We start from the raw sequence: 23,664 nt of genomic DNA, 5'->3' as shown, positions 1-23,664 counted from the left end.
ACCATAAGAAGTATTTGTTTAGCAATTTTTATCGTTTATGGAGCTAATACTAACGTGAATTTCCAGTTTAAGCTTCGGGAAGTTAGAAAAGTCTTGCGATAAGGTAATACAGATTTTCTTTATCCATGTTTTAAAATATTTCTTCGGATGGAGGATATATTTTATTTAGAGAAACACGAGATGTAAATTATTACCATGTTTTTTTCCGATAATAATTATAGTCATTGTAGATTTATTCATGTAAATTCAAAAAGTCAAATGTTCTTCTCGAAACTTCTATTTATCTCTTATTAAAATGTATTTAGCTTTTTATGTTTCTCCATATAGAAGACTAAATAATGTGAAGATTTATCTCGCCAACCATGAACAAATCTAGTCAGTCAATCTAGCCATCTTCACCTTTCAGGAGGTTGGGTGTTCATCATTATAGCTATATCATTCTAAAAATATTTTAAGCTTCACTGAAAACGTGCTTTTCTTTTCTTTAAAAATTTAGTTCTATGTTGTTTTTCCTCGAACAGTAGTAGCGTGAGTTGTTTTCAAAGAGTTAAATCAAGTACTTTTATCTTTTCATAGAATTAATTTTTAAGTAATATTAATTTCTAAATCTATAGCCACATAAAGCAAACTCCTCTTCTTCATTCATTTATTCATCATATAATCTCTGCTAAGGGAGTTAAATATATCTTACTATTCCAATAGAAATGATTTCCTTGAAAATGTTTAAAAGATTTAGGCAAAAACTTAAATAGACGAAAATAAATAAACGAATGAGTAAACTATGTATAGAGGAGATATAGTAATTAACGCTCCAATACAATTTGTAAGGAGGTTCGTAATGGATCCTTTGATAATCTCGGGTATCTCTGGTCACATTTCAATACGGGGGTTTAAGGATAAAGCGAAAAACGAATACCTTTTTGGAGACAGAATTAGGGAACTATCAGCTCCAGCAAACGAATTTAAAGCTTTATTCATCCTTCTGAAAAGAGGTTCAAACTTCAAATATGCTGATGGAGTGTTCAAAGGACCCGAAGTAACAATGGATGGAATAAAATACTCTGGATATAGTGATGATGGTAAGTTTGAGTTCGAAATCAGCATTATACCAAAGAGCTTAGGAGAGAACTTAACAAGGGTGTATTTTGGGACAAATGTTAAATACAATGACTCCTTTATGGATAGACTTTTAGGAAGAAGTGCAGTTGACTTTGCAAAGCATATAGTTGAAGATCATTTTATAACATATACAAAACAATACTTTCCATCTTTCTCAGATTTGCTATCTTCAATGGGGCAAAGAGACATGTCTTCCCCTTCCTCAGTTTCACTTTCTCCTATTTCCGAGTTCACAGGAGATGCTGCAGGTGTGTTAGCCAAGATGAATGAAGCAATAACTCAACTTAACCTTGGTGTGATTAAAGTAAGCTTTGATAAGCTAAATTGTAGTATTGTAGTTGAAAATAAGGCAATGAAAAAAGCGGTATGCAAAGGAGAGAATGGAATTAAAACAGGATTTGAAGCGTTATCAATGATTATGAGTGCCAAAGGGCAAGGAAAAATGGAAGTATATGCCTTGAACATAGAAGATATTGTTGAAAGCCTAAGTATTCTAGCTTAAAACTTAGAAGATTAAAAAAGAACCAATCTCTATAAATTAAATGTAAAATCATGTAATTTACAAAGGAAATAATATTCTAGAAATATTTTTAATTTTAGATAGAAACTTAATGCTCTACTATCTATTCCTACTTGAAAGGAAATACACAGAAACTTCAAAATTTTCTGTTTACTGAACATTCTTAAGTCCACAATCTAAGATCTTATGATATTAATGCCAAAACAGCTCGGCTCCAGCTGACCTTTTTATTTTTAAAACAGTTTTTAATGTCGTATCCTAAGTTTATCATATTAATCTTTTTATCATGGGTATTCGAAAATATCCATTCCTCTTATTATCTTAACTAGACACACCGACTCTTCTAGTTTCAATCAAAAATCACTTGCTAATACATTAATACCGGAGCGAATTTTAGTAACCAGAATATCATTCTATACATCTAAAAAACAATAATTTTGAAGGAAAAACTGCCTTAAAAAACTTTGATAAGCTTATAAAGGTTTAAAACGTAATCATAATTATGTATACAAGGGATTTAGTTATTAATGTTCCAGCGTTTTATGTGAGGAAATTTGCAATGGATCCATTTATAATCTCTGGTATTTCTGGTCATATTGCAATATTGGGGTCTAAAGGAGAAAAAGATATGGAATCTTCATCCGAAGCCGAAACTGAAAAAGTATTAGCTCAGCCAAATGAATTCAATGCTTTATTTATCCTTCCCATGAGAGGAGGGGGCTCTAAATACGTTGATGGAATATTTAAAGGACCAGAAGTAACAATGGATGGAATAAAATATTATGGGCGTACAAATGATGGCAAGCTTGAGTTTGAAGGTGAAATTATAACAAAGAGCTTAGGAGATAACTCAACAAGGGTGTATTTTTCGGCAAATATTAAGTACAATGACTCTTTTATGGATAGACTTTTAGGAAAGTCGGCAGAAGACTTTGCAAAGCATATTGTCGAAAAACATTTTATTAGGTATGCAAAAATGTACCTTCCATCTTACGCAGAATTATTTTCTTCAATGGGAAAAAACTCTTCTTCCTCAGTTTCACTTTCCCCCATTTCAGAGTTTACCGGAGATGCTGGAAGCTTGTTAGCTAAGATGAATGAAGTTATGAGTCAACTTAACCTGGGTGTAATTAAAATGAGCTTTGATAAGCTGAATTGCAGTATTGTAGTTGAAAATAAGACAATGAAAAAGGCAATGTGCAAGAGTGATAAGGAAATCAGAACCGGACTTGAAGCTATATCAATGATTATTACTACTGCTACTAAAGGACAAGGGAAAATGCAAGTATATGCGATAAACGTAGAAGATCTGATCGAGAGTTTAGCTGTTCTAGCTTAAATAAATTTTATAACTTATAAGTAATAACGGAAGAAGAAACTTTAACACAAGGATTACCTGCAACGTCTCTTAAATCAGTGTATACATTTAAATTTAAGATCTCAGCCTTTATTGCGTAGTCTCTGTCTTCAACTTGAATTATTGTGCCCTCTTCATTAATTACCTTAAAATCCTCGACTTTTGCAGGCTTGTGCGAGGAAAGTAAGTCTTGCGTACAAAGTTCCCCAAAGACCTTTTTACTTGAGTCAGCTGTTACAACTACGTTTACGATCGGTGAGATCCCAGCTTTAGTTGAGAAAATTGAGATTGGTATAACAAACAACCTTACTATTATATCCTCATCACCAGCTTTAACTTCAATCTCAGTCGGTTCAATCTTCTTAATTTTAAAATATGTCTTTAATGCTTGCATCTTATATACATTCTCACTTAGCATATTAATCTTTTTACGAGGATCTTCAAAGCATACTTCTTCCCCTTTTATTATACTAACTCTTAGCTTATTAAGTAATTCCTTTCCAATTAAATTAAATGGAATTTCAAACCAATGATATTTAGGAGCTTCAATTGAAGCATGAATTGAAAGCTTTCCGATCTTAACTAACATGCCCGTACCTCTCTCTACTTCTATTAGACCATTTAATGTATAGTATTTTAAGTCCGTTTCTACTCCTGCTGAGACAGATAAGAATAGACGTCATAAGAAACAAGCAGTGAACCTCTATAACCAGTATCAATAAGTGTTTTTACCCTAACTTCTCTTCCGTTTATTTCATTTATTATTTACACTTCGATTTCTGGTCTACCCTCAATTTTAAAGCACTCACTCAAATCAGCTCTCCTTCAATTACCTTAGGATATTTTTTGCTTCCAATTCTACAGCGTTCATATCCTTTTGCATGCTTAATTGCTTCCTCTTCAGTATCATAAGCGCCAACAAATTTGCCATCACATACTAAGACGTATTTGCCTTCTTCATACGCTTTTCTTGCTTCTTTATCACTCCTCATTACAACAGAGTTAACATCTTCTTCTACCGAGAGAGGATACTTAAAGATAATGTCGACCTTTGCTATCTTACCTTCAGGGTCTCTATAAATGGTCACAGTCGCATCTGCAGATACCGAAGTTGAACTTTGTGCTTGTTTAGACAGCTCTATAACTATCCTTACTGGGCTATCAATAACAATTTTTCCTTCACTTTTCTCTTGCTTCACACTGTTAGAGGAAACTACAACGTTGAAGTTTTCCATAAGATATATTTTGAACCTTGATTAAAAACTTTCGCTATTTACAACATTTATATTTTTCACTAGTCAGTTTTTATTCCTAAAAAGACATACTACGTTTGGGCTATCTCCTTTCACTTACTCTTACCACGTATTACTTATGAAAGTATTACTTTCAATTTGAGTAAAGATTTGGAGTCCCCCCGCTTCAGGTGGAGTTTAGGACTTTTCATTCTCTACGTTAGACTCAAGTAATATTTTGTCCAGTTAACTCCGACTTAACTTGTCAATTTTACGAGATTTTAACTAAACGTAAACTTATACGTTAGTTTACATAAAAGCCTTATTGCACGACAAACTTAGGGGAAAAGAAAGTTCCTGTGGAAATAGAAAAAAGGAGAGAAATAATGAAAATTAAAAGAGTGAGAAGCAATTTTTGTCTTTTATAACCCAGGAAAGAGTGAAAATAAAAATTGCTCTGCAAGCTGAAAATAAAGCCCTAAAAATGACGTGTATAGACTCTAGAGATTGACTTTGAGGAGGGATTTTTTGTAATTGAAAGAATCACTTTCCATTTTTTAATTTTGTGCAGAGAACAGTGCAACTTAAAAACCCCTTTATTATTCATAACTCATGGACTACTACTTTTCAAACATTCAAAAGGTCGAAAAACAACCAGTTGCAATTAAAGGTTCAAAAGGGGCTTACATTCAATGGTTAGTAACAAAGAACGAGGGAGCACATTACGCAGTAAGGAGATTTACTTTAGACCCTCATGGCATAATTCCAATGCATTATCACAAATATCAAGAGACAGTTGTAATTGTAAAGGGGAAATGCAAGGTTTGTGTTGCTGATAAACAATTTGAGATGAAAGAGGGTGACTACATCTTCATTGATGGAAATGTGAAACATGCGTTTGTAAATGACGATGAGCCATTAGAGTTCTTTTGCATAATTGATTATCCAGATGACATGACTACACACACTGTTGATGAAAAGTGCGAATAAAAGTTTCCAGAGTCAAAAGAAGATCCTTTAACATGAAAAGGTTTTTATCACAAGCTATTTTATACGCTCATACGACCCACATCTGTTTATTATCTTCCTCAGTGACGTTGTCAGAATTTCAGTTATAATGATTACAGTTCCAATCTTGTATACGATCTCAGTGTAAAATCTTCCGCAGATATTAAAGCATCTGTGATATATTATCTCTTTCCCTTGTCTCTCCTCTCTATGATAAACGCTAGGATTTTTGCAAACCCTTTCAATGCAGTAGCAGAGAAGTTTGTCGTCAATACCATAACGTCTTAATAATTCCCTATCATTAGTGATTTCACGTAATGCGTGAAATGTTAATTTACAACCTTCAAGCTCACCTATCACATCATAGCACATAAGCTTATTCTCTTTTAGGAGGAAAAGTAAATAACTTTTACGTCTTACTCGTCTTTATCATTATATACTATGTCGATAACAGCAATTTTCCTGTTTGTACTTCTATATACCCTAACTATTGCATCATGATCTTCAAGATCTGAAAGTTTCTCGTCATTTACGAAAATCATTAAGCCGTTATCAAACTCCTCAATCTTAACTTTAAATGCGTTCATAAGCTTGTTCAAATCCTCAACTAGCTCTTTCTTAACGGCTTCATCAATGTTCATATTGTTTATTTTCTTTTGAATCTCATCCAGTTTTTGTGGGTCATATATCGCTAGTGGAAAATCTGTAAACAAAACTGAGACTTCCTTTATATCTGGGATAACAAGATCTAAATTTTCCCCTTTAATCAATCCATAAGCGATGTCTGCATATAAACGCGATAAAAGAAGATGAATAAGGCCTAATTCTCGAGCATAAGAAGATTTAGAGGCAAGATTTGCATAGCCAAGGGCAATACTGTAAGCTGATTTAGCTAAACTTTCAAAGTACTCGATCTTACCCATTTTTGCAATAAGCTCTTCATACCTCAGTAGCAACTCTCTAAAATCGCCATTTGTGGGATTTTTGCTTAAGTTGTTAATTTGCTCGTCAACGTCTATCTTTAGTTCTTCTATCTCTTTTCCTTCCTTGATTTTTCTCTGCAATTCCATAACAAAGTATTTGTATCCGTTCTTAAAACCTTTAATTATAGCTTCTGACAATCCTTTTACTCTAACTAGCTTAGACACTAGCATATTTATGATAGTCCGACTTGATAGTGGTTGAAGCTAGAAAGTTTAGTTAAGCAACGACTTAAAAAGAGTAATATTTGCTCTTTGATATTGAAGTTACTTAATACGCTCATAACTCCCACATCTTTTTATTATCTTCCTTAGAGAGGTTGTTAAGATCTCAGTTATAATGATTACACTTCCTACTTTGTATACAATCTCATTGTAGAATCTTCCGCAGATGTTAAAGCATCTGTGATACAATATTTCGTTTCCTCTCTTCTCCTCTCTATGATAAACACCAGGGTTCTTGCAAACCTTTTCAATGCAGTAACAAAGAAGTCTATCATCAATGCCACAATCTTTCAATAGTTTCCTATGTAGAGTAACCCTATGTGATGCATGCTTAGAAAATCTACAATTTTTAAGTTCTCCTAAAACATCATAACACATAAGTCCGTTTTCTTTTTAGAAACAATTAGATAAATAATTGACGCGTTTTAGTCGTCTTTATCATTATATACTATATCAACTACAGCAATTCTTTTATTCCTATCTCTATAGACTTCAACTATTGCATCATGATCTTCAAAACCTGAAAATTTCTCGTCATTTACGAAAATCATTAAGCCGTCGTCAAACTCAAGAATCTTAACTTTAAATGTGTTTATAAGCTTGTTCAAATCCTCTATAAGTTCTTTCTTAATATCTTGATCGATGTTTATGTTATTTATTTTCTCTGAAATCTCATCTAGTTTTTGTGGTCCGTATATTGCTAATGGAAAATCAATAGATAAAGCCGAGGCTTCTACCACATCTGGAATGATAGGGTCTAAATTAACCCCTTTAATCAACGCATCAACAATATCTGCATATAATCGCGATAAAAGAAGGTGAATAAGAGCTAATTCACGAGCATAAGGGGATTTTGAAGCGACATTTATGTAATCAAGTGCAACATAATAGGCAGATTTGGCCAAACTTTTAAAGTATTCGACCGTACCCATTTTGTCAATAAGCTCTTTATGCTCTAATAATTCTTTAAAATCGCTATTTGAAGTGCTTTTACTTACTTTATCAATTTGCTCATCAATAGCTTTTCTCAGATCGCTTATTTCCTCTCTAACTCTTTCTTGTACTTCCATAGGTAATAATTTGTTTATCCCTCTTAAAATCTTATGTGATATTCACCACTCACTCTCTTACTATTGCTAGAGATTTAATATCTACATATTACTCTCGTACAAAAACGAAAGAACCTTTTGTGCGTCTATTTCTTTATTAACAAAAGCAAGTTTTTAAGATTGATCCTAAAAGCTATTTCTGGCTAGTCTCTGTTAATGTTTTCCTCTTTATTGAATTCAAGTTTTACTCCCTGTTGTTTGCTAACTCTTGTGTCAAGGATTTTGCTCACATAAGGATTAATGACATCAGCATAGCTCTATAAACAATAAAGTTTAATAAGTAAAGTAAGAAAGGGAGACACGTGTCTCAGATTGCTCTTCTTAAAAAATTCAAGCTTAAGGATTTCAATTTAGGTTATGTTAAGCTTTCAGATGGCACTACTATTATTCTACGTACTGCAATAGTTGATATTAAACCTCTTCAAACTCCTTCTCCATTCGGAGTAGAGTTTAACGTGTTAGCTACTGGTGGAATATTTGTTTATCCTTCAGATTCCGCACTAAATGAAGTTAAAGATAAACCACTTATAGAGCCTGGTAAAACACCATCGGATGGTTGGACTTTAATTGACATCACTAAAAAGCAATTAGCTTATGAAGAGGTTGAATTTCTTTTAAACAAAAAGGAGAAATACATAATTAGGGCTGAATTAGATCCTCTGCTTGTTGCTAAAAACACTGAGTATAGGACGATACAGAAAGAACCGATATATACCGTTAGATGGGTAACTAAAACTTCATGGAAAAAGAGTGAATGAAAATGGTGATAAGTAATAATGCTGAAATGCTTGTTCAACAGTCGGAGAACGGACTCACGTCTTTAAGAGAAATTTATAACGCAATAACTATTCAAGACGCTGTAGACATTCTTAGAAAATACTTAAGTGAGGATGCAATTGAAATTATTAAAGATGAGGTAGATATAAGAAAGCTTTCCGCCTTCATATTATGGTTTGAAGACCTATTTGGTGATATAATTCATATAGCCAAAATGTTCCCATTTTCAGATGTCGAAAGTGAAAAGCTAGCATTTGTTGAAATTGATTTAGACTGTGATAAAAATACGGGATTAAAGCTAAGTAAGGTGATTAAAGCTTACATGAACAATGAAGGGTTTAATGACTTATCGAGAAAGGTAGCTTTAATATGTCGGAGGTAGAGGAATTAAATCCTAGAAGATTAATAGATAGTATTAAACAGATTGTAGATAAAACTTCAATTAACGCAGTACTTTTACGCAAGATTGCAAGCACATTATTTTTCTCTTTATACAACTATTGGGCAATCAAGAGCTACAAATTACATAACAAGAGATACACAAACCCTTCTATTAAAAGCTGGGAATTAGTTAGTGAAATCGAGAGTCTGATTATATCTGGATAGGATCTAAATTCACCTCTTGAAGCAATGCACCAGCAGTATCTGCGTATAAGTGCGATAAAAGAAGATAAATAAAGTCTACTTAATACGCTCATATGATCCACACCTATTTATTGTCTTTTTCAGAGACGTTGTTAAGATCTCAGTTATAATGATTACGCTTCCAATCTTGTATACAATCTCAGTGTAAAATCTTCCGCATATATTAAAACATCTATGATACAGTACTTCGTTTCCCCTTTTCCCCTCACTGTGATACACGTTAGGATTTTTGCAAACTTTCTCAATGCAATAACAAAGAAGTTTGTCGTCAATGCCACATTTCTTTAACATTTCCCTATGTGTATCAATCCTAAATAATGCGTGAAATGTTATTATGCAACCTTTAAGTTCACCTAATACATCATAGCACATGAGGTTATTCTCTACTTATAAATAAAAAGCCCACCCCTATTAATCTTCTTTATCTTCATATGTTATATCAATTGCCACAATTTTCCTATTTTTATCCCTAAAAACTTCAACTATCGCTTCGTGGATCTCATTGTGAAAAGCTTCTTCTCTATTAATATCAATAAATATGCCATCATCAAACTCCTCAATTCCTATATGCTTTCCCTTTAATGCAAATTCTAATCCCTTTAAATCTTCTTTAAGTTGCGCTTTGATTTGACGATCAAGTGTTATATCGTCTATTTTCTTTGATATTTCCCAGAGTTTTTGTATAGCATTTACTAGAAGCGGGAAATTAATTAGTGAAGTTGAGAATTTAATTACATCTAGAATAACGGAATCTAAATCTGCGTCCTTAAGTATAGCATCAGCAATATCTGCATATAATCGCGATAAAAGAAGGTGAATAAGAGCTAATTCACGAGCATAAGGGGATTTAGGAGCAATGCATGTATAATCAAGAGCAACACTATAAGCTGATTTAGCCAAACTTCCAAAGTACTTGGATTTGCCCATTTGCTCTTCAAATTCCTCATACCTTAATAACAAATCCAAAAACTCGTAAGTAGCATTACTTTTGTTTAAGTTATCGATCTGTTCATTAATAACTTTTCTTAAATTGTCTAGTTCTTTCTCCTCTTTAGCTCTCTCTTGTAATTCCATAAGTAATTATTTGTCTTCGTTCTTAAATCCTTTCATGAATCAGCGACTTAATGTTATGTTAAACATCATAATAGTTAAAAACCTTGAAAGAGAGAGTTTATTGTGTCAGTTTTACTTAAACTCCTTGAAGAAAGACCTAAAAAGAGGAAAGTTAGGATATCCGAAGAAGATCTGAAGAGGTTAGCTAAGCTTGCTGAGGAAAACGTCAAAGTGATGACTTTATCTGGTTGTATTAAAATTGAAGGTGAAGTAATATATTGGAAGACGAACTGTATGGGTGGATATTATCAAGATTGAATGAGTTAAAGGGGAGTGAGACTGACAGATTTCTTAAGTTCCTTGCAATAATTAACACCTTTCTGGAGGAGAAGGGACTAGGAAGAATAATAATCGTAGGAGGATTTGCAGCAGAAATTTACTCTGGAAGGAGCTATAGAACTGGAGATGTTGACATAATAGTTGAAGGTGACGCAGAACTAGTTAGAAGAGTTCTCTTAAGAATTTCCGACCTAGGTTTAAGGGTTATGCTACCGAGAATGAGAGAGATATCAGAAAAAGGAATTGATATAGTATCAAACGTTTATGATAGGAAGAGAGAACCTAAGAAACTGATCGTGGATGAATACTCAGTTTATATTATTCCTGCGGAAGAGGTTATTCTGACTTACTTAGAGGGATGGAAATTGTATGAAAGCACAGAAGACAAAATGAAATCTGTTCTAGTTTACTGCGCCCAAAAAGAGATGATAAATAAAGAGTACCTAGGAAAAGAAGCAAAAAGCAAAAACATCTACGATTACTACCTAAAACTTAAAGAGTACTGCTAGGAAAAGTAAATGTTCTATCAAAACCTTGGTTTTTAATCTAGTTAATGCTGAAGTATATACTTTGCCGTATCTGCACACTTATCTAACATAAGAAGTTTCTACGCTGATTTTATGACCTCTAGTAACTCTTTTTCTCCTTTGCCCTCTGGATATACTTCGTCTATAACTTTGATTCCTTGTTGGTTTAACTTGGCTTTAACACTCTCTGGAACTTTTTTGAGAGAAGCTACTATAGTTATGTCTGACTGGAATATTTGTTTATACGGTATTATCTGATCAATTATATCCTTACTCCAGTATTGTATATCTTGATTCTTGCACTCAATGAGAACCCTAACTCTAACCTTATCGACCTTATAGAAATCTTCATAACTATTAACACCACATAATATTACTATATCAGGCCTTAACGAATGTTTTTTGCTCTTCGATATCTTTAAATCTCTTTCATAAAACTCTTTTAAAGAGCTAGGAGGTTCGACCCTTTGCCATCCTGCACCATCAAACATTGTAACTGGATGAATATCAAACTCATGCCAAATTGAACAGTTTCCACAACTACAACTGAAAGTTGCTACTGAATATGAAGAGCTCTGTTTAAATGATACAATTTTATAATTTCCAACAAAGGGTCTTTCAAAATCCTTGATGACCTTATTTATGATTAACTCAGCAATTATGCGTGATAATAACCATATTTGATGTATTTGCTTAGTTAGCATTTTTAATGAGTTTCTTCTTGAGTAAGAATCAGGAACTAAAAATGATAAAGGATAATCTGCACCACTTTTAATCTGACGGTGCAATAAAGGTTGCGGAAGAATAAATGTGTTATAATTTTCAGTAATAGTTAATAGTTTGCGGAGCTGTTGAAGCATAGGAAAATAATAGTGAGTCCAATCACTTAAGAGGAATTCTCTATCCTCTTGCGTTAAATATGTAAATTCTAAATTATTAAGATAGGAGAGAGGTCTACGTATCCACTCTTTATTTTCTTTTCCTAAATCCTCAGCAGGAAGCATATAAATCTCGTTATATAATCCCGAAGATTTACTACCCATAATCCTTATAACGGTTTTACCTCTTAGCATGTTAAGATCCACTTTATATCTAACTCCATAACGTTCTCTATATATGGAAATAGCATACTTAGATATATGGACTACTCTATTGCCATCAATAACAAAGTAATAGTCAACAGAAGTATTTAAACCGTTACCATATTCATCAACTTCGATAATCGTTGACAAAGCCTAAAACACCATTACTATTAATATTAGCTGGCATTAAATATTAAAGCATTGCGATTAAATTATGTAGCTTGGGAAAACTGTCCTTGAAATTAATATATATACAGTAAACAAATGAGAAACTATGACAGAATGCCCTCGAACAGTTCCAAGAACTAGCTAAATAGTAAAGAGGAAAAGTGAAAGAGGATAAGGAAACTGGTATTCAAATCAAGGGAAGAAGATAAGCTTATACTATGTTAAAGAACAATATTTACAGGCATCGAGTAAAAGGACCAAAGGGAGTTTACACTAGATAATCAGGATAAACATATATATGCAAGAACAAGACTTACTTTTAACTAATTTTAGTACAACATTTCTCGCATAATCTTATTAAAATAAGAAAAACATTAACATGTGAACTTGGTCTTAGAACTTGCCAATTACATTGGAATAATCGCTTTTGCAATTTCAGGTTCTATGAAGGCAATTAAAAAAGGAATGGACTTATTAGGTGTTTTGGTCTTAGGTTTTTCCACAGCACTAGGTGGTGGGATTACTGCAGATTTGCTTTTAGGAAAGACACCACCAACAAACCTAGTTTATCTCCCTTACCCTCTTACCGCATTTATTTCTAGTCTTTTCACTTTTATCTTCTACAAGGTCTTCAGTAACGTAAATAAACCTTTACTTTATGCTGATGCAATAGGTCTTGGAGCTTTTGCGTCATCTGGAGCTTCATTAGCTTATTCCGTTTATCCTTCCCCTTTACTCGTAGTTATGATTGGTACTATTACTGCAGTGGGAGGTGGAGTAATTAGAGACTTACTCTCTAACGAAATTCCCTTGGTGTTAACTAGAGAGTTTTATGCAAGTGCAGCAATAATTGGTTCATTCACGTTCTTCATGCTAAAATATGAAGGAGTTAACGAAGAATATGCAATCCTCATCTCCTTCGTAATAACTACGTTACTTAGAATTGTCGCTTTAAGGATGAAATGGGAACTACCTAAACCGTTAAATAATTAAGAAAATTTATTTCCCAGAAGATTTATTACACACTATAAAATTCTTTGATGACAATCTTTCACTGTAAAGTATCATTACTGAGGCATTATTGTTGTGTGCTATGTTCCTTATAATTGCTTCTAATCTATCTTTATCGTCTCTTGATGCTGGGAGGACAACAAATAAGCTTTTATTAGACTTAAAAAGCGTATTCAAGAATTTTTCAAAATCAGTCACCCAAGTAAGACTATAAAACCAACACATACTGTATCCAAGCCTATCGCTTAGCCCACTAATGTCATCCTCAACGAATTTCCCGATACTTACTGTCATTTCTTATCCCTCATGATAGATTAAGGCATACTATTTAAAAAACTTTCTCATGTATAATTTATATAACTCCTTTAAAACTCCGTTAAGTAATACCAAACTTCACCAAAACTTTTTCTATTACCTAGGTTTTATTACACCATTCTAGCTATTTGGATATTACTCCGTACTTAAAGGAATCCTCATCAATCAGTCTGGGGAGTTGTCTTCACTATAATAAACTAAGTAATAGACACTTAAATAAATTACCTTTTCATGGAACTCTCGCCTAGTAGATATGACGTATAGGGAAAATTACAAAAACTTATGGTGGAATTTTTGAGAAATGCTTTATGCAAGTAGAAATCTAAGTATTAGAAACGTAATTTTTAGGTTAAACACTATCTAAAAATCTTTAAGAAAATAAGAAAAGGCTGTCTTTAAAGGTTTAGACTGAGATTGAGCATACACTTGGGTCATTCAAGTATAATATCATGTTTATTGGATTAAATAACTGGCTTAGTGAAGTAGTGCCCGGAATAACAACTTATAATGATTTAGAAGTAGTGCCGTCAGCTAGAGTCCCCTATATTAAAGTTGTCACATTAGCCATAAGAATAACACTATAATGAGTTCTCACAGCATTCTCCAGAGCAGTGATGCTGTTCAAACAATCCCCAGTTGGGTCAGTAAAATTAATTTGGTACTATTTGTTGCCCCGACTAGTTATTGTGTTATGGTAAATATTAGGGTCAATGACCGAGATATATTTTGACATGATGCTAAACTCTTTATCATTTATTTTAAGATGCGTTTAAAATCTTCTAATCAGACCTTATATAACTGTTAAATGTAATAGGCTTTATGGTATTTGGATTTGGTAAAAAGAAGAACTTAGAATTTAGTTATGCTAGCATACGGATGAACCGTAGTTTTGAAGTTAAGAATGCTTCTGCAGAAGAACTATTAGAAATATTGAAGGTACGTTCTAAAGAAGCACATAATATGACTAATATACCAAGTGAGGTCTTAGATAAGATAAAACAAAATGTAAAGAGTGTGTAGAATAATGGAAATTATAGAAAAGAGAATACTTTTTTTATCTTCTAAAGGATGGAAGGATTTGTCAAAGAAAGATTACAATGCTTTTAGGACTAACCCCTGCCACACTAAACTATAGGTTTAAGAGGCTAGCAGAGAGCGGTATTCTAAAAGGTTTTAAGCTTTACGTTAATCCTAACTTCTTCTCTAAATACCAATTCTTCATCGTATTTAAAAACTATAATGATATTAACGCCGATTGGTTATCTTTCAAGCTGAGATGTTTAGAATGGTATAGTGTGTATGGAGTTCACTACTCTGATAATGAAGATATGAAAGATAAGACGGAATATATGACTAAGCAGTTAGGTGAACCGGTGTTAAAATATTTACCAGCCCAGTCACTCTTTAAACCGTCAAACCTGGATAAGAAAATTGTAGAGATCCTAAAGACTTCTCCAAGGTTACCTTCTTCTGATATAGCAAAGAAACTAGGGGTAAGTGCTAGGAAAATAGAAAAACAGATTACATATTTAAAGCATAAGGGTCTCATTCAAGTTGTTCCACAGATAGATGTAGGAAAAGCTGATATAGTTCTCTTCTCAATATTTTCTAAGAATATAGAAGACGTTTCATCAGTTTTACAAGAGTGTAAGATATGGCAGTTCACAGATGGATATGCTGGGATTACTGCCTGTTATGCTGATAATATTGAAACTGCTAAAAAGTATATTAATGGAGCTAGACAAGCTGACAAAAACGCGGATGTTATGATAATATCAGATTATGACTTTAAAGCTTGATATTGTGGAGATAAAAAAGATTGTAAATATAAATTTAGATAGAAAATCGAGGAATAATGTCTGAAAATCTAAATTATAAAATACTTTATTAACACACGACTTTACATAATAGTAAGACTACTAAGCGTTAAACTTGGTAATTTCACTTGGATTTTAACTGAGCAACTGTATTATTGACGTTAGCATTCGGTCACATCTGCGTTGTTTAGATGCACTATTCAGTATACTAGTACACTTAATGATAAACTTATTTTTCTTTTGTCTTATCTTACCCTCATGGATATAGGGGTGTTCTTTGCTTCATTAGGTATTTCCCTTTTAGAGTTATCAGAGGCAGGGGCAGTTGCAGCTATTTATCATAACATTTTAAAGAACTCAAAACCATTCCTTTATGCGGTATTAGGTATTTTAGTAGTTTTTATCCCCGTTTTTACTTTAGGAAAGTTCATTTATCTAGTGCCACTTAACTATTTCCTTCTAGTAGCAGCGGTAATTCTCTTCTATTTTGGTTATAGACTTATAAGGAGCGCAAGGAGATATTTCAAGAAGCTATTCAAGGTAAAAAGAGAGGAAGAGGAGAAAGAGGGTGCTGGTATTGTGTTTACTGTATCTGCAGTCGAGGGATTGGAAGCTGCCCTTGTAATTTTGGCTTTAATTCCTAAGAGCTACTCTTCAGCACTTCTAGGCGCAGTTATTGCTGGAATTTTAGTTGTTATACTTACCGCAACGTTGAAAGAACAGATTGCAAGGATTAGATTACCTCATTTAAAATTCGTGCTTTCCTCTTTGCTTTTCAGTCTAGGGACTATGTTATTTAGCGAGATATTTTTTGATATAAATGAGTTGTTTCTAGGATTATTCTTTCTAATTTACTTAGGAGTAAACTATGTACTAATAAAAGTCTGACGCAAAAAAAGATGTGAGAGAAACTCGTCAAGGGAAATTAATTACCGATTGATAGAATAAGGAGGATACAAAAATTTTATTTAACATCAATTACCTTAAGATGACTAAAAACGAATCTTGAAAATTATAAAGAAAAATAATAGTGTTCTCCTTACCAAGTATGTCTTTTTCTCCACTTTCTAGTTTGAGTAGCTTTCTGCTGAATTGTATAGTAGTCTCTAATCCTAGCTGTGGCTTCTTTCCAATCATTAACACCTTTTAACATTTCTGCAAGAGTGTTATTCCCAATATATTTTAACCATGCCACTATATGACCTTGTTGCAAGTGCCAATTTACACAAGCTGGGTCTTGTTTCCCAATCCTCTCAATCTCTTTCTCTAATTCATTTACGTCATGTGCTACTCCTACCACTTTTTCATAAGATTTAAAGTAAAATGGCTCCATGCTATTTCGCTTATTTTCTTTCTGTTTTAAGGTAGAGGGTTGGTCAGCTATTCGAAAGTAAATCTGGTTCAATCTAAAAAATTTGTAAAAGAGAATAAAGTATTATAGACTTAGTACTTTGTCTCGGATTTCATGTGTATAAATATTATAAACTCTTATGACAAAAATATTTTTGTGAGTACAATAAAAGAAATTGAAGAATATTACACTCAGGGCAATTTAGTTGCTGCTCTTAAAAAGGCAGAAGAATTAGTTAATCAAAGACCATCAAAGGACGCTTATAACATGCTAGGAAAGATCTTAAGAGAATTAGGCGAAGATGACAAAGCTGTTGACGCATTTATGAAAGCGGAGAACTTTGTTGAGGTTGCGAGGATTTATATATCAAAAGGGATGTATAAGGATGCTTTAGATGTGCTTAAGAACAGTAATGATGATGAAGCGAGATTGTTAAGAGCTTTAGCGTATTTGAAGTTGGAAAAGTATGAAAAAGGGAAAGAAGAATTAGTTGGGTTAGATAACTCTTCTCCTTTGTATTATAAAGTTAAGGGGATAATAGACTATTATACTGGAGACCTTTATGATGCTTTGAGAGAGTTAAGCAATGCTATATCTCTCTATCCTCTCGATTCTGAACTTTATTATTATAGAGCCTTAACTAAAATGAAACTTGGGGTAGAGGCAGAAGATGATTTAAATACTGCTATGAGTTTGAACCCCTACTATGCAGAAGCCTATTTTAACAAGGGTTTATTAATGGAGAACGTTGGCAAATATGAGGAAGCTGTAAGTTATTACAGTAAAGCAATATCAATAAACCCTGACTACGTTAGGGCTTATGTGAGAAGGGCAAAAGCTCTCATGAAGTTAGGCAAAGAGAGCGAGGCAATAGAAGATATTAAGTTAATTAGCGAAAAGAAGGGAAAAGATAACACTAACTGAGAATAATAGAGATGAGCTCTCTTATTTCGTGGAATTTAAAAAGATGGGAAGGATTTTCTTTATCATCTGTCGAACCAAAACCTTTAACATATTCTAGTTTTGAAAGCTTTTTCGCTATCTCTTTTTCTTCCTTTTCAAGTATTATTGCACCTATTGGTTCACAGAGTTGAGTTAAATAGTCAACGTGCCAGTGTAACTTCTTTTTTTCTTTGCTCATGTGTCTGCTTATCCTTTTTGAGCAATTAACCCCACAAGAACCAACGTAAGCATAATAACCTTTGTTAAGTTCAAATTCTCGTCCGGTAGAAAGCTTTATTATTCCTTGTTTACAACAAAATAAAATAAGATATCCTTTCATAGTTCAATAAAGAAGTTGAAACATAAAAAAGTTGATAAAGTTTTATTACTAGTAATTTAATATTTAAATATATGAGTCTTGAGAAACTAAGGGACGCTAAAGACGCAATAAGATGTTGTTATAAGCTTACAGATACCGATATTGATTGTTTATTCAAGTTATTAGAGTTAAACAGACCCACAACTTCTGAGGAATTAGCAAGTATTATGAAAGTCAGTAAAACGACAATAGAGAATAGTTTAAAGAAACTAATAGACGTTGGATTAGTTATAAGAGATAAAAGCGTTGATGATAAGAGAATAGGAAGACCAAAATATTACTATTCAATTGTTAGCGGGATAACAGAAAAGTTAAAAAAAGATTTAGCAGAATGTTCTAAGAAAATGCAACTTTCATTGTAATAGCTCTTTTAACTTTTTCTTAGCTTTTTGTATTTTGCTTATATCTACCCATATACTTAAAAGAAGAAGTAATGAGTTCAAGGCTAAGCCTGCAGAAACCCCATAGAATATAGGAAAATATAGGGTATTTAATAAAGCAATACTTGAAAAAAGAATTACTGAAGAAGAATAAGCCATTAATGAACCCATTTTATAGTACTTCTTAATATTAAAATACCTTGAATTTAAAGAATCGATAAGCTCTAAAGAATCTAACAAAGCTTTTAACCCGTGTTTAAGTGAACCTAGTTTTTCTATAACTTGATCTGTTACTAAATCTAGTGAGGGGAGCGTTCTTAGACCTACTAATAACTGTTCTAATACATCTTGTGCTTCGTCAGCAGATACTACATTTAAATAATTTCTAAAAGAAGAAAGAGACATTAAGGACTTTATAGTACTCCATTCTTTTTCAATCTTATTAATCTTGGATTTCAATACGAAATATTGCAAGATAACGTTAATATTTAACGCTAATAAACTGGCAAACAAAAGCACATAAACTTGACTTACCATTATAATAATTCTTCTGATAACTCACTAATAAGCTCTGCCAATTGAAATTCTAGTTGTCTCATCTTTTTAAGTCTTTCAAGCGTAGATAATCCTTTCTCAGTTATTATATAAGAAGAGTCCTTTTCCTCTATATATCCTTTTTCTATTAAATAGTCTAAGTATTTCTTTAAAATAGTAAAGCTTAAATTAGCATTTTTCATCAATGAAGACTTTGAATTATTACCCTCTTTGATGTTCTCCAAGATGTCAGCAACTATTTCAAACTGATCTCTTTTAAATCTCATATGATAATTTAAAACGCAACAGTATAAAAAGATTTATATAGACTTCTCCCTTTGAGAGGATTGAGTTTTTTCCAATATTTCTTTTAACACTTTCGAGTCTCTTTCTCCTCTATATTTTTCTATAATTTTCAGAATTGCTTCGGTTTCTTCTTTTGTATAAGGCTTTTCCACTATTTTGTATAGTTTCTCTAAAATTTCTGTGAGAGGTTGAATAGACTCTATATATTCAGCTATAGTTAATTCTGGCATAGAGTTTAACAGATTTAAAATGCCAGAAGAAATTACCAAAAGTCCTTCAGTTACGATTTTCTTTAATTCTTCTATTTGTTGATTCTTATCTTGAATACTCAAAATCTCATCTTTTTTAGTATTTAGCTCCTTAATGTACTCAGCTACCTTTAGTCTGTTTATATCTAGATTTATCATCGCATCCCTTACTTCTTTAGACGCAATATACCTAATCTCTCCTTGACCTAAGTTGTTTATCTTTATCAAGTCTTTTAATAGGAGTTCTTCAACACTTCTCATTATACTATCCCTTGTAAGAAGAGGGGAAAGAGAGGTTAGAAGAGTCGTAAGCTCAACTCCTGCAGGACCTGCTTGAGATATAGTAGTTAAAATTAGTCTATCTCTTTTGTTCATGAACTCCATAGGAGACAAAAATATAATCGGGGTAAAAAATTCATCATGTGATTAGTGCTCCAGGTAAGGTCTTGTGGATTGGAAACTATTCAGTAGTGTTCGGAGGAATATCACATGTAATAGCTGTTGATAAGAGAGTTAAATGTGAAGTAGAAAACTCTGATTCTTTTGTCTTTGAGACGAGTTATGGAACATTTAAAGAAAAAGGCAACGCGTTGATAGAAAGTGTACTTCAAGTAATGAGAGAAAAATACGGCTCTATCCCTCCGATTCACGTTAAGCTATATAATGATAAAGAGTTTCAGATTAACGGAAAGAAGACTGGTTTGGGCAGTTCTTCTGCGTCAACTGTCGCTTTGACTGGCTGTATTTATTATAACTTATTCAAGAGGTTGGACAAGGACGAGATTTACAAAATTGCACAGAAAGCAAACTATATTAGACAAAGAGGTATTGGGAGCGGATTTGATATTGCATCAGCTGTTTATGGGTCTATCGTGTACAGAAGGTTTAATGATATAAACAAAGTTGACAGTGAGATTGAGCCTCTTAAAATCGGGAATTATGAAATGATTCTAGGCTTTATTGGTGAGAGTTATGATACAGTAAACTCAGTTGCAAAATTTGTTGAAAAAAGTAAGGAAGAGGAGTTTAAGATCACGATGAGATATATAGACGAAGAAAACTTAATGGCTATTAAGCTCTTAAAAATGGGTAAGATTGATGAGGCATGCGAACATGTGAGATTAGCAAGAAGATACTTAAATTCATTAGCTGAAAGGGTTGTAGGGATAAAGATAGAAAATGAGAAAATGAGAAAACTAATTGAAATGGCAGAAAACAACTCCGCTTTAATTGCTTTATCTCCCGGGGCAGGTGGAGAGTCTGTGTTTGCTATTGGAGATGATTTAAGTAAAGTTAAGAAAGGATGGATGAAGGAAAACGTTTTAGTTATTGAGTTAAAAGAGGATGAAGGGTTAAGAATTGACTCTTGAAGCTGAAGCGACTGCACCTTCTAACATAGCAATAGTAAAGTACTGGGGGAAGAGAAACGAAGAGTTAAATTTGCCTTTAAACTCCTCAGTTTCAGTCTCCCTTTCTGGGCTTGAAGTTAGAACCAAGGTCACTTTTTCAAATGAATTTGACAAAGATGAAGTTTACATAAACGGTGAAAGAGCCAAAGAAGAGGAAGTAAAAGAGTACAGTGGAAGAGTGTTAGAGATCTTTAGAAAGCTTTACGGCAAGAAAATTTACGCTAGAGTTGAATCAAGGAGTAACTTTCCTAAATCTGCTGGATTAGCGTCTTCAGCTGCAGGTATAGCAGCTTTAGTTTTTGCAGTTAATGAGGCTTTAGGTCTTGGGTTATCCCAGAGAGAGTTGTCAAAGATTGCAAGGATAGGTTCTGGTAGTGCTTGTAGGAGTACTGCTGGAGGATTTGTTTTGTGGGAAAAAGGGGAGAGAGATGATGGCGAGGACTCCATGTGTTACCAGATTTTCCCTGAAACTCACTGGACTGAGTTAGTAGATATAATAGCGATTGTGAGTGAAAAGAGCAAAAAAGTGTCATCGAGGGAAGGGATGATAAAAACAGCGAAGTCGTCTCCTTTAATGAAATGTAGGCTTTCTTTTATTGAAGAGACATTGCCTAAAGTAATTGATAGTATCAGAAAGAGAGACGAGAAGGAGTTCTATTATTGGTTAATGAGACACAGTAATAGTATGCATGCGGTAATCCTTGATTCTTGGCCTTCATTCTTTTATTTAAATGATGTTTCCTTCAAGGTAATGGAATGGGTGCAAGAGTTTGGAAATGCTGGTTATACTTTTGATGCGGGACCTAACCCTCATATATTTACAACTGAAAAGTACAAAGACGAAGTAATAGAATTCCTTCAGACAATCGGGGTTAGCAAGTTTATTGTTGCTAAAGTTGGTGGAGGACCCAAAATTTTAACATGACTTAAGGATTTCTTTGTATTTCTTTACCTTATCTTCCATACTTTTATGATAAACTATTATTCCTTTTTGGAGGTCTTTAATAGACGTTATGATTGAAGAAACTCTAGATAGCTGAGATATTTTTTCACCATCGTAAATATAAACTGCTTCATTAGCCTCGCTGTAGGGTACATCAAAGAATTCATAGTAAATTACTTTACCTTTCGTCTCTCTCATTAGCTCTACTAACTCGTTCTTATCAATTTTAGAGAAACATTCTTGTGTTATGTCTTTCTTTATCCTCTTATAACCTTGCCTAAATAGAATTGGGTCTTTATATTCTGTGTCTTCGATCAAGGACAAAATTCTGTAATCTGTTATTTTCTCCACGTCTTGCAAGTCAATTTTTTCTTTAATAATAAGATTTGCAATGGCATGAGAAAGGATTGCGTTATACATTCCTACTACGCTATGAAAATAAACATTCTCAAACATATACATTCTTGCTAAAAGAAATTGTTCAACTATTGGAGTTGCTTTTTTTAGAACTGCGATTTTATCGTCAACGTAAACTAAAACTCTTTTTAACCTCTCAATGTCGTATGAACCATAACCAACACCAGCATAATAGGAATCCCTAAGTAAATAGTCACCTCTATCAGCATCAATGAAATTTGAAATAATTTTTGACGCTAATCTCTCTTCCTCAGTCTTAGGTTCGGAACCAATGACGTAAACCAAAAATTTTACTGGGTCGCTAATGTTACTGTTCCTTCCTAGTTTGTCAAACATATCTGAATATTTTTGAATTAACCTAAGACCATATTTTACGTGGGTTTCCTTTCCATAATATTCTACATCAGAACCATAAACGTCTTTCGCTACTTGCAAGGCTGATTCAAAAGTGTGAGAAAAAGCTACATGACCCACATCGTGTAATAAAGCTGAAATTGAAACGAGGGTCTTGTAGTCTTCATTTATAAAATCTACGTCCTTAAAAGAAATGAAATTGAGAAACTCCTTAGCTAGATGCATTGCACCTAGGCTGTGTTCAAACCTTGTATGCCTCATCCCAGGGTAAACCATATAAGCTAAAGCCGTTTGTGTAATATACCTAAGCCTTTGGAAAAAAGGAGAGGAAACAATTGGCAGAATTTGGTCGCTAATTTCAATGTAACCATGTATAGGATCTCTAATTATTTTCATTGTGATAAATTAACTAAAGCGTCTAAAATAGCTATTGCACCCTCATTTACTCTTTTCTCTAAATCTTCTTTGCTTATCCATCCTCCTTTGACTAAACTGTCACTTATTATTACAACCGCACCGCTTCTTATCTTCCTTAGCTTACTTAAGATGAAAAGACTTGCACATTCCATCTCAACTGCAACATTCCCCCTTTCTGACCATTTCTTTGCGAAGTCTTCATCCTCTGCATAAAATGCATCACTACTGAACACGTTACCAACGTGTGCTGTTAGACCCTTGTTTTTAAATGAGTTGTATAATGATAGGGTTAATTCAAAATCTGGGGTTGCTGAGATGCAAGTTTGCTCCTTAAAGTACTGATATACTATGCTACTAGGATTATACGAAGCTCCAGAGACTATTACATAGTCACCTAAACTTAATTCTGGTACTAATGCTCCAGATGTACCATATCTAACATAAGTTCTTCCTCCTAACATTGTTAGTTCTTCGAGAACTATTGCTATAGAAGGTCCTCCAATGCCATGGGTTGCTATACTTATTCTTTCCCCCTTGTATTTACCAGTGTAAACCAAAAAGCCTCTATTCTCATTAACCAAGACTGGTTCTTCTAAAAACTTTGAAAGACTTTTGACCCTACCTGGGTCTCCTGCTATTATTACTTTTTCCGCTACATCCCCTTTCTTTGCAAGAATATGGACTGGGTTCATACCATATG

The 23,664-nt window shown here is 33.3% G+C and carries 34 protein-coding genes; 17 read left to right on the top strand and 17 right to left on the bottom strand.

Features of this window, described 5'->3' with window-relative positions:
• Positions 1 to 781: 781 nt before the first annotated feature.
• The gene (locus tag AC3OCB_RS03450) at positions 782 to 1,621 is read left to right on the top strand and encodes a hypothetical protein (RefSeq protein WP_498340809.1); all 840 of its coding nucleotides are present in this window, start codon (positions 782 to 784) and stop codon (positions 1,619 to 1,621) included.
• Between the two features lie 520 nt (positions 1,622 to 2,141).
• Positions 2,142 to 2,978, top strand: a complete 837-nt coding sequence (locus AC3OCB_RS03445) for a hypothetical protein (RefSeq protein ID WP_498340808.1) — start codon at positions 2,142 to 2,144, stop codon at positions 2,976 to 2,978.
• A 7-nt stretch (positions 2,979 to 2,985) separates the two neighbouring features.
• Here AC3OCB_RS03445 and AC3OCB_RS03440 read toward each other — a convergent pair whose 3' ends face one another.
• Positions 2,986 to 3,585: a hypothetical protein gene (locus AC3OCB_RS03440; protein ID WP_498340807.1), complete on the bottom strand. Its 600-nt coding sequence runs from the start codon at positions 3,583 to 3,585 to the stop codon at positions 2,986 to 2,988.
• A gap of 220 nt (positions 3,586 to 3,805) precedes the next feature.
• Positions 3,806 to 4,231: a hypothetical protein gene (locus AC3OCB_RS03435; RefSeq protein ID WP_498340806.1), complete on the bottom strand. Its 426-nt coding sequence runs from the start codon at positions 4,229 to 4,231 to the stop codon at positions 3,806 to 3,808.
• 609 nt (positions 4,232 to 4,840) lie between these two features.
• Here AC3OCB_RS03435 and AC3OCB_RS03430 point away from each other — a divergent pair.
• A complete protein-coding gene (locus AC3OCB_RS03430; protein WP_498340805.1) occupies positions 4,841 to 5,218 on the top strand; it encodes a cupin domain-containing protein in 378 nt (125 codons plus the stop codon).
• Positions 5,219 to 5,272: 54 nt separating this feature from the next.
• Here the strand turns inward: AC3OCB_RS03430 and AC3OCB_RS03425 are convergent, their stop codons facing one another.
• The 4 genes from AC3OCB_RS03425 to AC3OCB_RS03410 all read right to left on the bottom strand — a co-directional run bounded on the left by AC3OCB_RS03425 (position 5,273) and on the right by AC3OCB_RS03410 (position 7,511).
• Complete coding sequence (locus AC3OCB_RS03425) at positions 5,273 to 5,608, bottom strand: hypothetical protein (RefSeq protein ID WP_498340803.1); 336 nt, start codon at positions 5,606 to 5,608, stop codon at positions 5,273 to 5,275.
• Between the two features lie 44 nt (positions 5,609 to 5,652).
• Positions 5,653 to 6,390: a hypothetical protein gene (locus AC3OCB_RS03420; RefSeq protein ID WP_498340802.1), complete on the bottom strand. Its 738-nt coding sequence runs from the start codon at positions 6,388 to 6,390 to the stop codon at positions 5,653 to 5,655.
• Positions 6,391 to 6,569: 179 nt separating this feature from the next.
• Positions 6,570 to 6,725, bottom strand: coding sequence for a hypothetical protein (locus AC3OCB_RS03415; protein ID WP_498340801.1), 156 nt, complete (start codon positions 6,723 to 6,725; stop codon positions 6,570 to 6,572).
• Between the two features lie 141 nt (positions 6,726 to 6,866).
• Positions 6,867 to 7,511: a hypothetical protein gene (locus AC3OCB_RS03410; RefSeq protein WP_498340800.1), complete on the bottom strand. Its 645-nt coding sequence runs from the start codon at positions 7,509 to 7,511 to the stop codon at positions 6,867 to 6,869.
• A 341-nt stretch (positions 7,512 to 7,852) separates the two neighbouring features.
• Here AC3OCB_RS03410 and AC3OCB_RS03405 point away from each other — a divergent pair, with 341 nt between their 5' ends.
• Genes AC3OCB_RS03405 through AC3OCB_RS03395 form a run of 3 tightly spaced genes read left to right on the top strand, consistent with a single transcriptional unit; the run spans position 7,853 to position 8,933 of the window.
• Entirely contained in the window at positions 7,853 to 8,308 is a 456-nt protein-coding gene (locus AC3OCB_RS03405; RefSeq protein WP_498340799.1) for a hypothetical protein, read from the top strand.
• A 2-nt stretch (positions 8,309 to 8,310) separates the two neighbouring features.
• The gene (locus AC3OCB_RS03400; protein WP_498340798.1) at positions 8,311 to 8,709 is read left to right on the top strand and encodes a hypothetical protein; all 399 of its coding nucleotides are present in this window, start codon (positions 8,311 to 8,313) and stop codon (positions 8,707 to 8,709) included.
• A complete protein-coding gene (locus tag AC3OCB_RS03395; protein ID WP_498340796.1) occupies positions 8,697 to 8,933 on the top strand; it encodes a hypothetical protein in 237 nt (78 codons plus the stop codon). The genes AC3OCB_RS03400 and AC3OCB_RS03395 overlap by 13 nt, the downstream gene beginning before the upstream one ends.
• A gap of 75 nt (positions 8,934 to 9,008) precedes the next feature.
• On the opposite strand, the gene AC3OCB_RS03390 is transcribed toward AC3OCB_RS03395, so the two are convergent.
• Both AC3OCB_RS03390 and AC3OCB_RS03385 read right to left on the bottom strand, forming a co-directional pair.
• Positions 9,009 to 9,344 carry a hypothetical protein gene (locus AC3OCB_RS03390; RefSeq protein ID WP_498340794.1) on the bottom strand — a complete coding sequence of 112 codons (336 nt, stop codon included), beginning with the start codon at positions 9,342 to 9,344 and terminating at the stop codon, positions 9,009 to 9,011.
• A gap of 39 nt (positions 9,345 to 9,383) precedes the next feature.
• On the bottom strand, positions 9,384 to 10,046 hold the full coding sequence (locus AC3OCB_RS03385) for a hypothetical protein (protein WP_498340793.1): 663 nt from the start codon (positions 10,044 to 10,046) through the stop codon (positions 9,384 to 9,386).
• Positions 10,047 to 10,148: 102 nt separating this feature from the next.
• Here AC3OCB_RS03385 and AC3OCB_RS03380 point away from each other — a divergent pair, with 102 nt between their 5' ends.
• Positions 10,149 to 10,343: a hypothetical protein gene (locus tag AC3OCB_RS03380; protein WP_498340791.1), complete on the top strand. Its 195-nt coding sequence runs from the start codon at positions 10,149 to 10,151 to the stop codon at positions 10,341 to 10,343.
• Entirely contained in the window at positions 10,304 to 10,873 is a 570-nt protein-coding gene (locus tag AC3OCB_RS03375; protein WP_498340789.1) for a hypothetical protein, read from the top strand. The genes AC3OCB_RS03380 and AC3OCB_RS03375 overlap by 40 nt, the downstream gene beginning before the upstream one ends.
• A gap of 98 nt (positions 10,874 to 10,971) precedes the next feature.
• On the opposite strand, the gene AC3OCB_RS03370 is transcribed toward AC3OCB_RS03375, so the two are convergent.
• A complete protein-coding gene (locus AC3OCB_RS03370; RefSeq protein WP_498340788.1) occupies positions 10,972 to 12,123 on the bottom strand; it encodes a hypothetical protein in 1,152 nt (383 codons plus the stop codon).
• Positions 12,124 to 12,522: 399 nt separating this feature from the next.
• On the opposite strand from AC3OCB_RS03370, the gene AC3OCB_RS03365 reads away from it, so the two are divergent.
• Positions 12,523 to 13,134, top strand: a complete 612-nt coding sequence (locus AC3OCB_RS03365; RefSeq protein ID WP_498340786.1) for a trimeric intracellular cation channel family protein — start codon at positions 12,523 to 12,525, stop codon at positions 13,132 to 13,134.
• A gap of 6 nt (positions 13,135 to 13,140) precedes the next feature.
• On the opposite strand, the gene AC3OCB_RS03360 is transcribed toward AC3OCB_RS03365, so the two are convergent.
• A complete protein-coding gene (locus AC3OCB_RS03360) occupies positions 13,141 to 13,446 on the bottom strand; it encodes a DUF4898 domain-containing protein (RefSeq protein WP_498340785.1) in 306 nt (101 codons plus the stop codon).
• Positions 13,447 to 13,916: 470 nt separating this feature from the next.
• Here AC3OCB_RS03360 and AC3OCB_RS03355 point away from each other — a divergent pair, with 470 nt between their 5' ends.
• From AC3OCB_RS03355 to AC3OCB_RS03340, 4 genes are all read left to right on the top strand, one after another.
• On the top strand, positions 13,917 to 14,051 hold the full coding sequence (locus AC3OCB_RS03355) for a hypothetical protein (protein ID WP_498340784.1): 135 nt from the start codon (positions 13,917 to 13,919) through the stop codon (positions 14,049 to 14,051).
• Positions 14,052 to 14,286: 235 nt separating this feature from the next.
• A complete protein-coding gene (locus AC3OCB_RS03350) occupies positions 14,287 to 14,487 on the top strand; it encodes a DUF1059 domain-containing protein (RefSeq protein ID WP_498340783.1) in 201 nt (66 codons plus the stop codon).
• Positions 14,488 to 14,564: 77 nt separating this feature from the next.
• Positions 14,565 to 15,266: a winged helix-turn-helix transcriptional regulator gene (locus tag AC3OCB_RS03345; protein ID WP_498340781.1), complete on the top strand. Its 702-nt coding sequence runs from the start codon at positions 14,565 to 14,567 to the stop codon at positions 15,264 to 15,266.
• A gap of 276 nt (positions 15,267 to 15,542) precedes the next feature.
• A complete protein-coding gene (locus AC3OCB_RS03340) occupies positions 15,543 to 16,172 on the top strand; it encodes a hypothetical protein (RefSeq protein WP_498340780.1) in 630 nt (209 codons plus the stop codon).
• Positions 16,173 to 16,323: 151 nt separating this feature from the next.
• On the opposite strand, the gene AC3OCB_RS03335 is transcribed toward AC3OCB_RS03340, so the two are convergent.
• Entirely contained in the window at positions 16,324 to 16,617 is a 294-nt protein-coding gene (locus AC3OCB_RS03335) for a hypothetical protein (protein ID WP_498340779.1), read from the bottom strand.
• Positions 16,618 to 16,791: 174 nt separating this feature from the next.
• Here AC3OCB_RS03335 and AC3OCB_RS03330 point away from each other — a divergent pair, with 174 nt between their 5' ends.
• The gene (locus AC3OCB_RS03330) at positions 16,792 to 17,559 is read left to right on the top strand and encodes a tetratricopeptide repeat protein (RefSeq protein WP_498340778.1); all 768 of its coding nucleotides are present in this window, start codon (positions 16,792 to 16,794) and stop codon (positions 17,557 to 17,559) included.
• Here the strand turns inward: AC3OCB_RS03330 and AC3OCB_RS03325 are convergent.
• Positions 17,552 to 17,917, bottom strand: a complete 366-nt coding sequence (locus tag AC3OCB_RS03325) for a GIY-YIG nuclease family protein (protein WP_498340777.1) — start codon at positions 17,915 to 17,917, stop codon at positions 17,552 to 17,554. The two genes, AC3OCB_RS03330 and AC3OCB_RS03325, sit on opposite strands and share 8 nt — an antisense overlap.
• A 71-nt stretch (positions 17,918 to 17,988) precedes the next feature.
• Here AC3OCB_RS03325 and lrs14 point away from each other — a divergent pair, with 71 nt between their 5' ends.
• Positions 17,989 to 18,318 (top strand): Lrs14 family HTH-type transcriptional regulator, encoded by a 330-nt coding sequence (gene lrs14 / locus AC3OCB_RS03320; protein ID WP_498340776.1) that lies wholly within the window; start codon positions 17,989 to 17,991, stop codon positions 18,316 to 18,318.
• Here lrs14 and AC3OCB_RS03315 read toward each other — a convergent pair.
• From AC3OCB_RS03315 to AC3OCB_RS03305, 3 genes are read right to left on the bottom strand one after another with little or no spacing between them, the layout of a single operon-like run.
• Positions 18,310 to 18,873, bottom strand: coding sequence for a hypothetical protein (locus AC3OCB_RS03315; RefSeq protein WP_498340775.1), 564 nt, complete (start codon positions 18,871 to 18,873; stop codon positions 18,310 to 18,312). The genes lrs14 and AC3OCB_RS03315 overlap by 9 nt on opposite strands.
• A complete protein-coding gene (locus AC3OCB_RS03310) occupies positions 18,873 to 19,157 on the bottom strand; it encodes a winged helix-turn-helix domain-containing protein (RefSeq protein ID WP_498340774.1) in 285 nt (94 codons plus the stop codon). The genes AC3OCB_RS03315 and AC3OCB_RS03310 overlap by 1 nt, the downstream gene beginning before the upstream one ends.
• Before the next feature lie 33 nt (positions 19,158 to 19,190).
• Complete coding sequence (locus tag AC3OCB_RS03305; RefSeq protein WP_498340773.1) at positions 19,191 to 19,808, bottom strand: hypothetical protein; 618 nt, start codon at positions 19,806 to 19,808, stop codon at positions 19,191 to 19,193.
• Positions 19,809 to 19,846: 38 nt separating this feature from the next.
• Here AC3OCB_RS03305 and AC3OCB_RS03300 point away from each other — a divergent pair, with 38 nt between their 5' ends.
• Entirely contained in the window at positions 19,847 to 20,794 is a 948-nt protein-coding gene (locus tag AC3OCB_RS03300; protein WP_498340772.1) for a phosphomevalonate kinase, read from the top strand.
• Positions 20,784 to 21,758, top strand: coding sequence for a diphosphomevalonate decarboxylase (gene mvaD, locus AC3OCB_RS03295; protein ID WP_498340771.1), 975 nt, complete (start codon positions 20,784 to 20,786; stop codon positions 21,756 to 21,758). Before AC3OCB_RS03300 ends, mvaD begins: the two co-directional genes overlap by 11 nt.
• Here the strand turns inward: mvaD and AC3OCB_RS03290 are convergent.
• Together AC3OCB_RS03290 and AC3OCB_RS03285 are read right to left on the bottom strand one after the other, a co-directional pair.
• Positions 21,750 to 22,943 carry an HD domain-containing protein gene (locus AC3OCB_RS03290; protein WP_498340770.1) on the bottom strand — a complete coding sequence of 398 codons (1,194 nt, stop codon included), beginning with the start codon at positions 22,941 to 22,943 and terminating at the stop codon, positions 21,750 to 21,752. The two genes, mvaD and AC3OCB_RS03290, sit on opposite strands and share 9 nt — an antisense overlap.
• Entirely contained in the window at positions 22,940 to 23,656 is a 717-nt protein-coding gene (locus tag AC3OCB_RS03285; RefSeq protein WP_498340769.1) for a purine-nucleoside phosphorylase, read from the bottom strand. Before AC3OCB_RS03285 ends, AC3OCB_RS03290 begins: the two co-directional genes overlap by 4 nt.
• Positions 23,657 to 23,664: the final 8 nt, after the last annotated feature.

The sequence above is a fragment of the Sulfurisphaera sp. genome, assembly GCF_059755235.1.
Note: the sequence above shows the minus strand (reverse complement) of the source record. Positions and strands in the feature narration are given on the sequence as shown.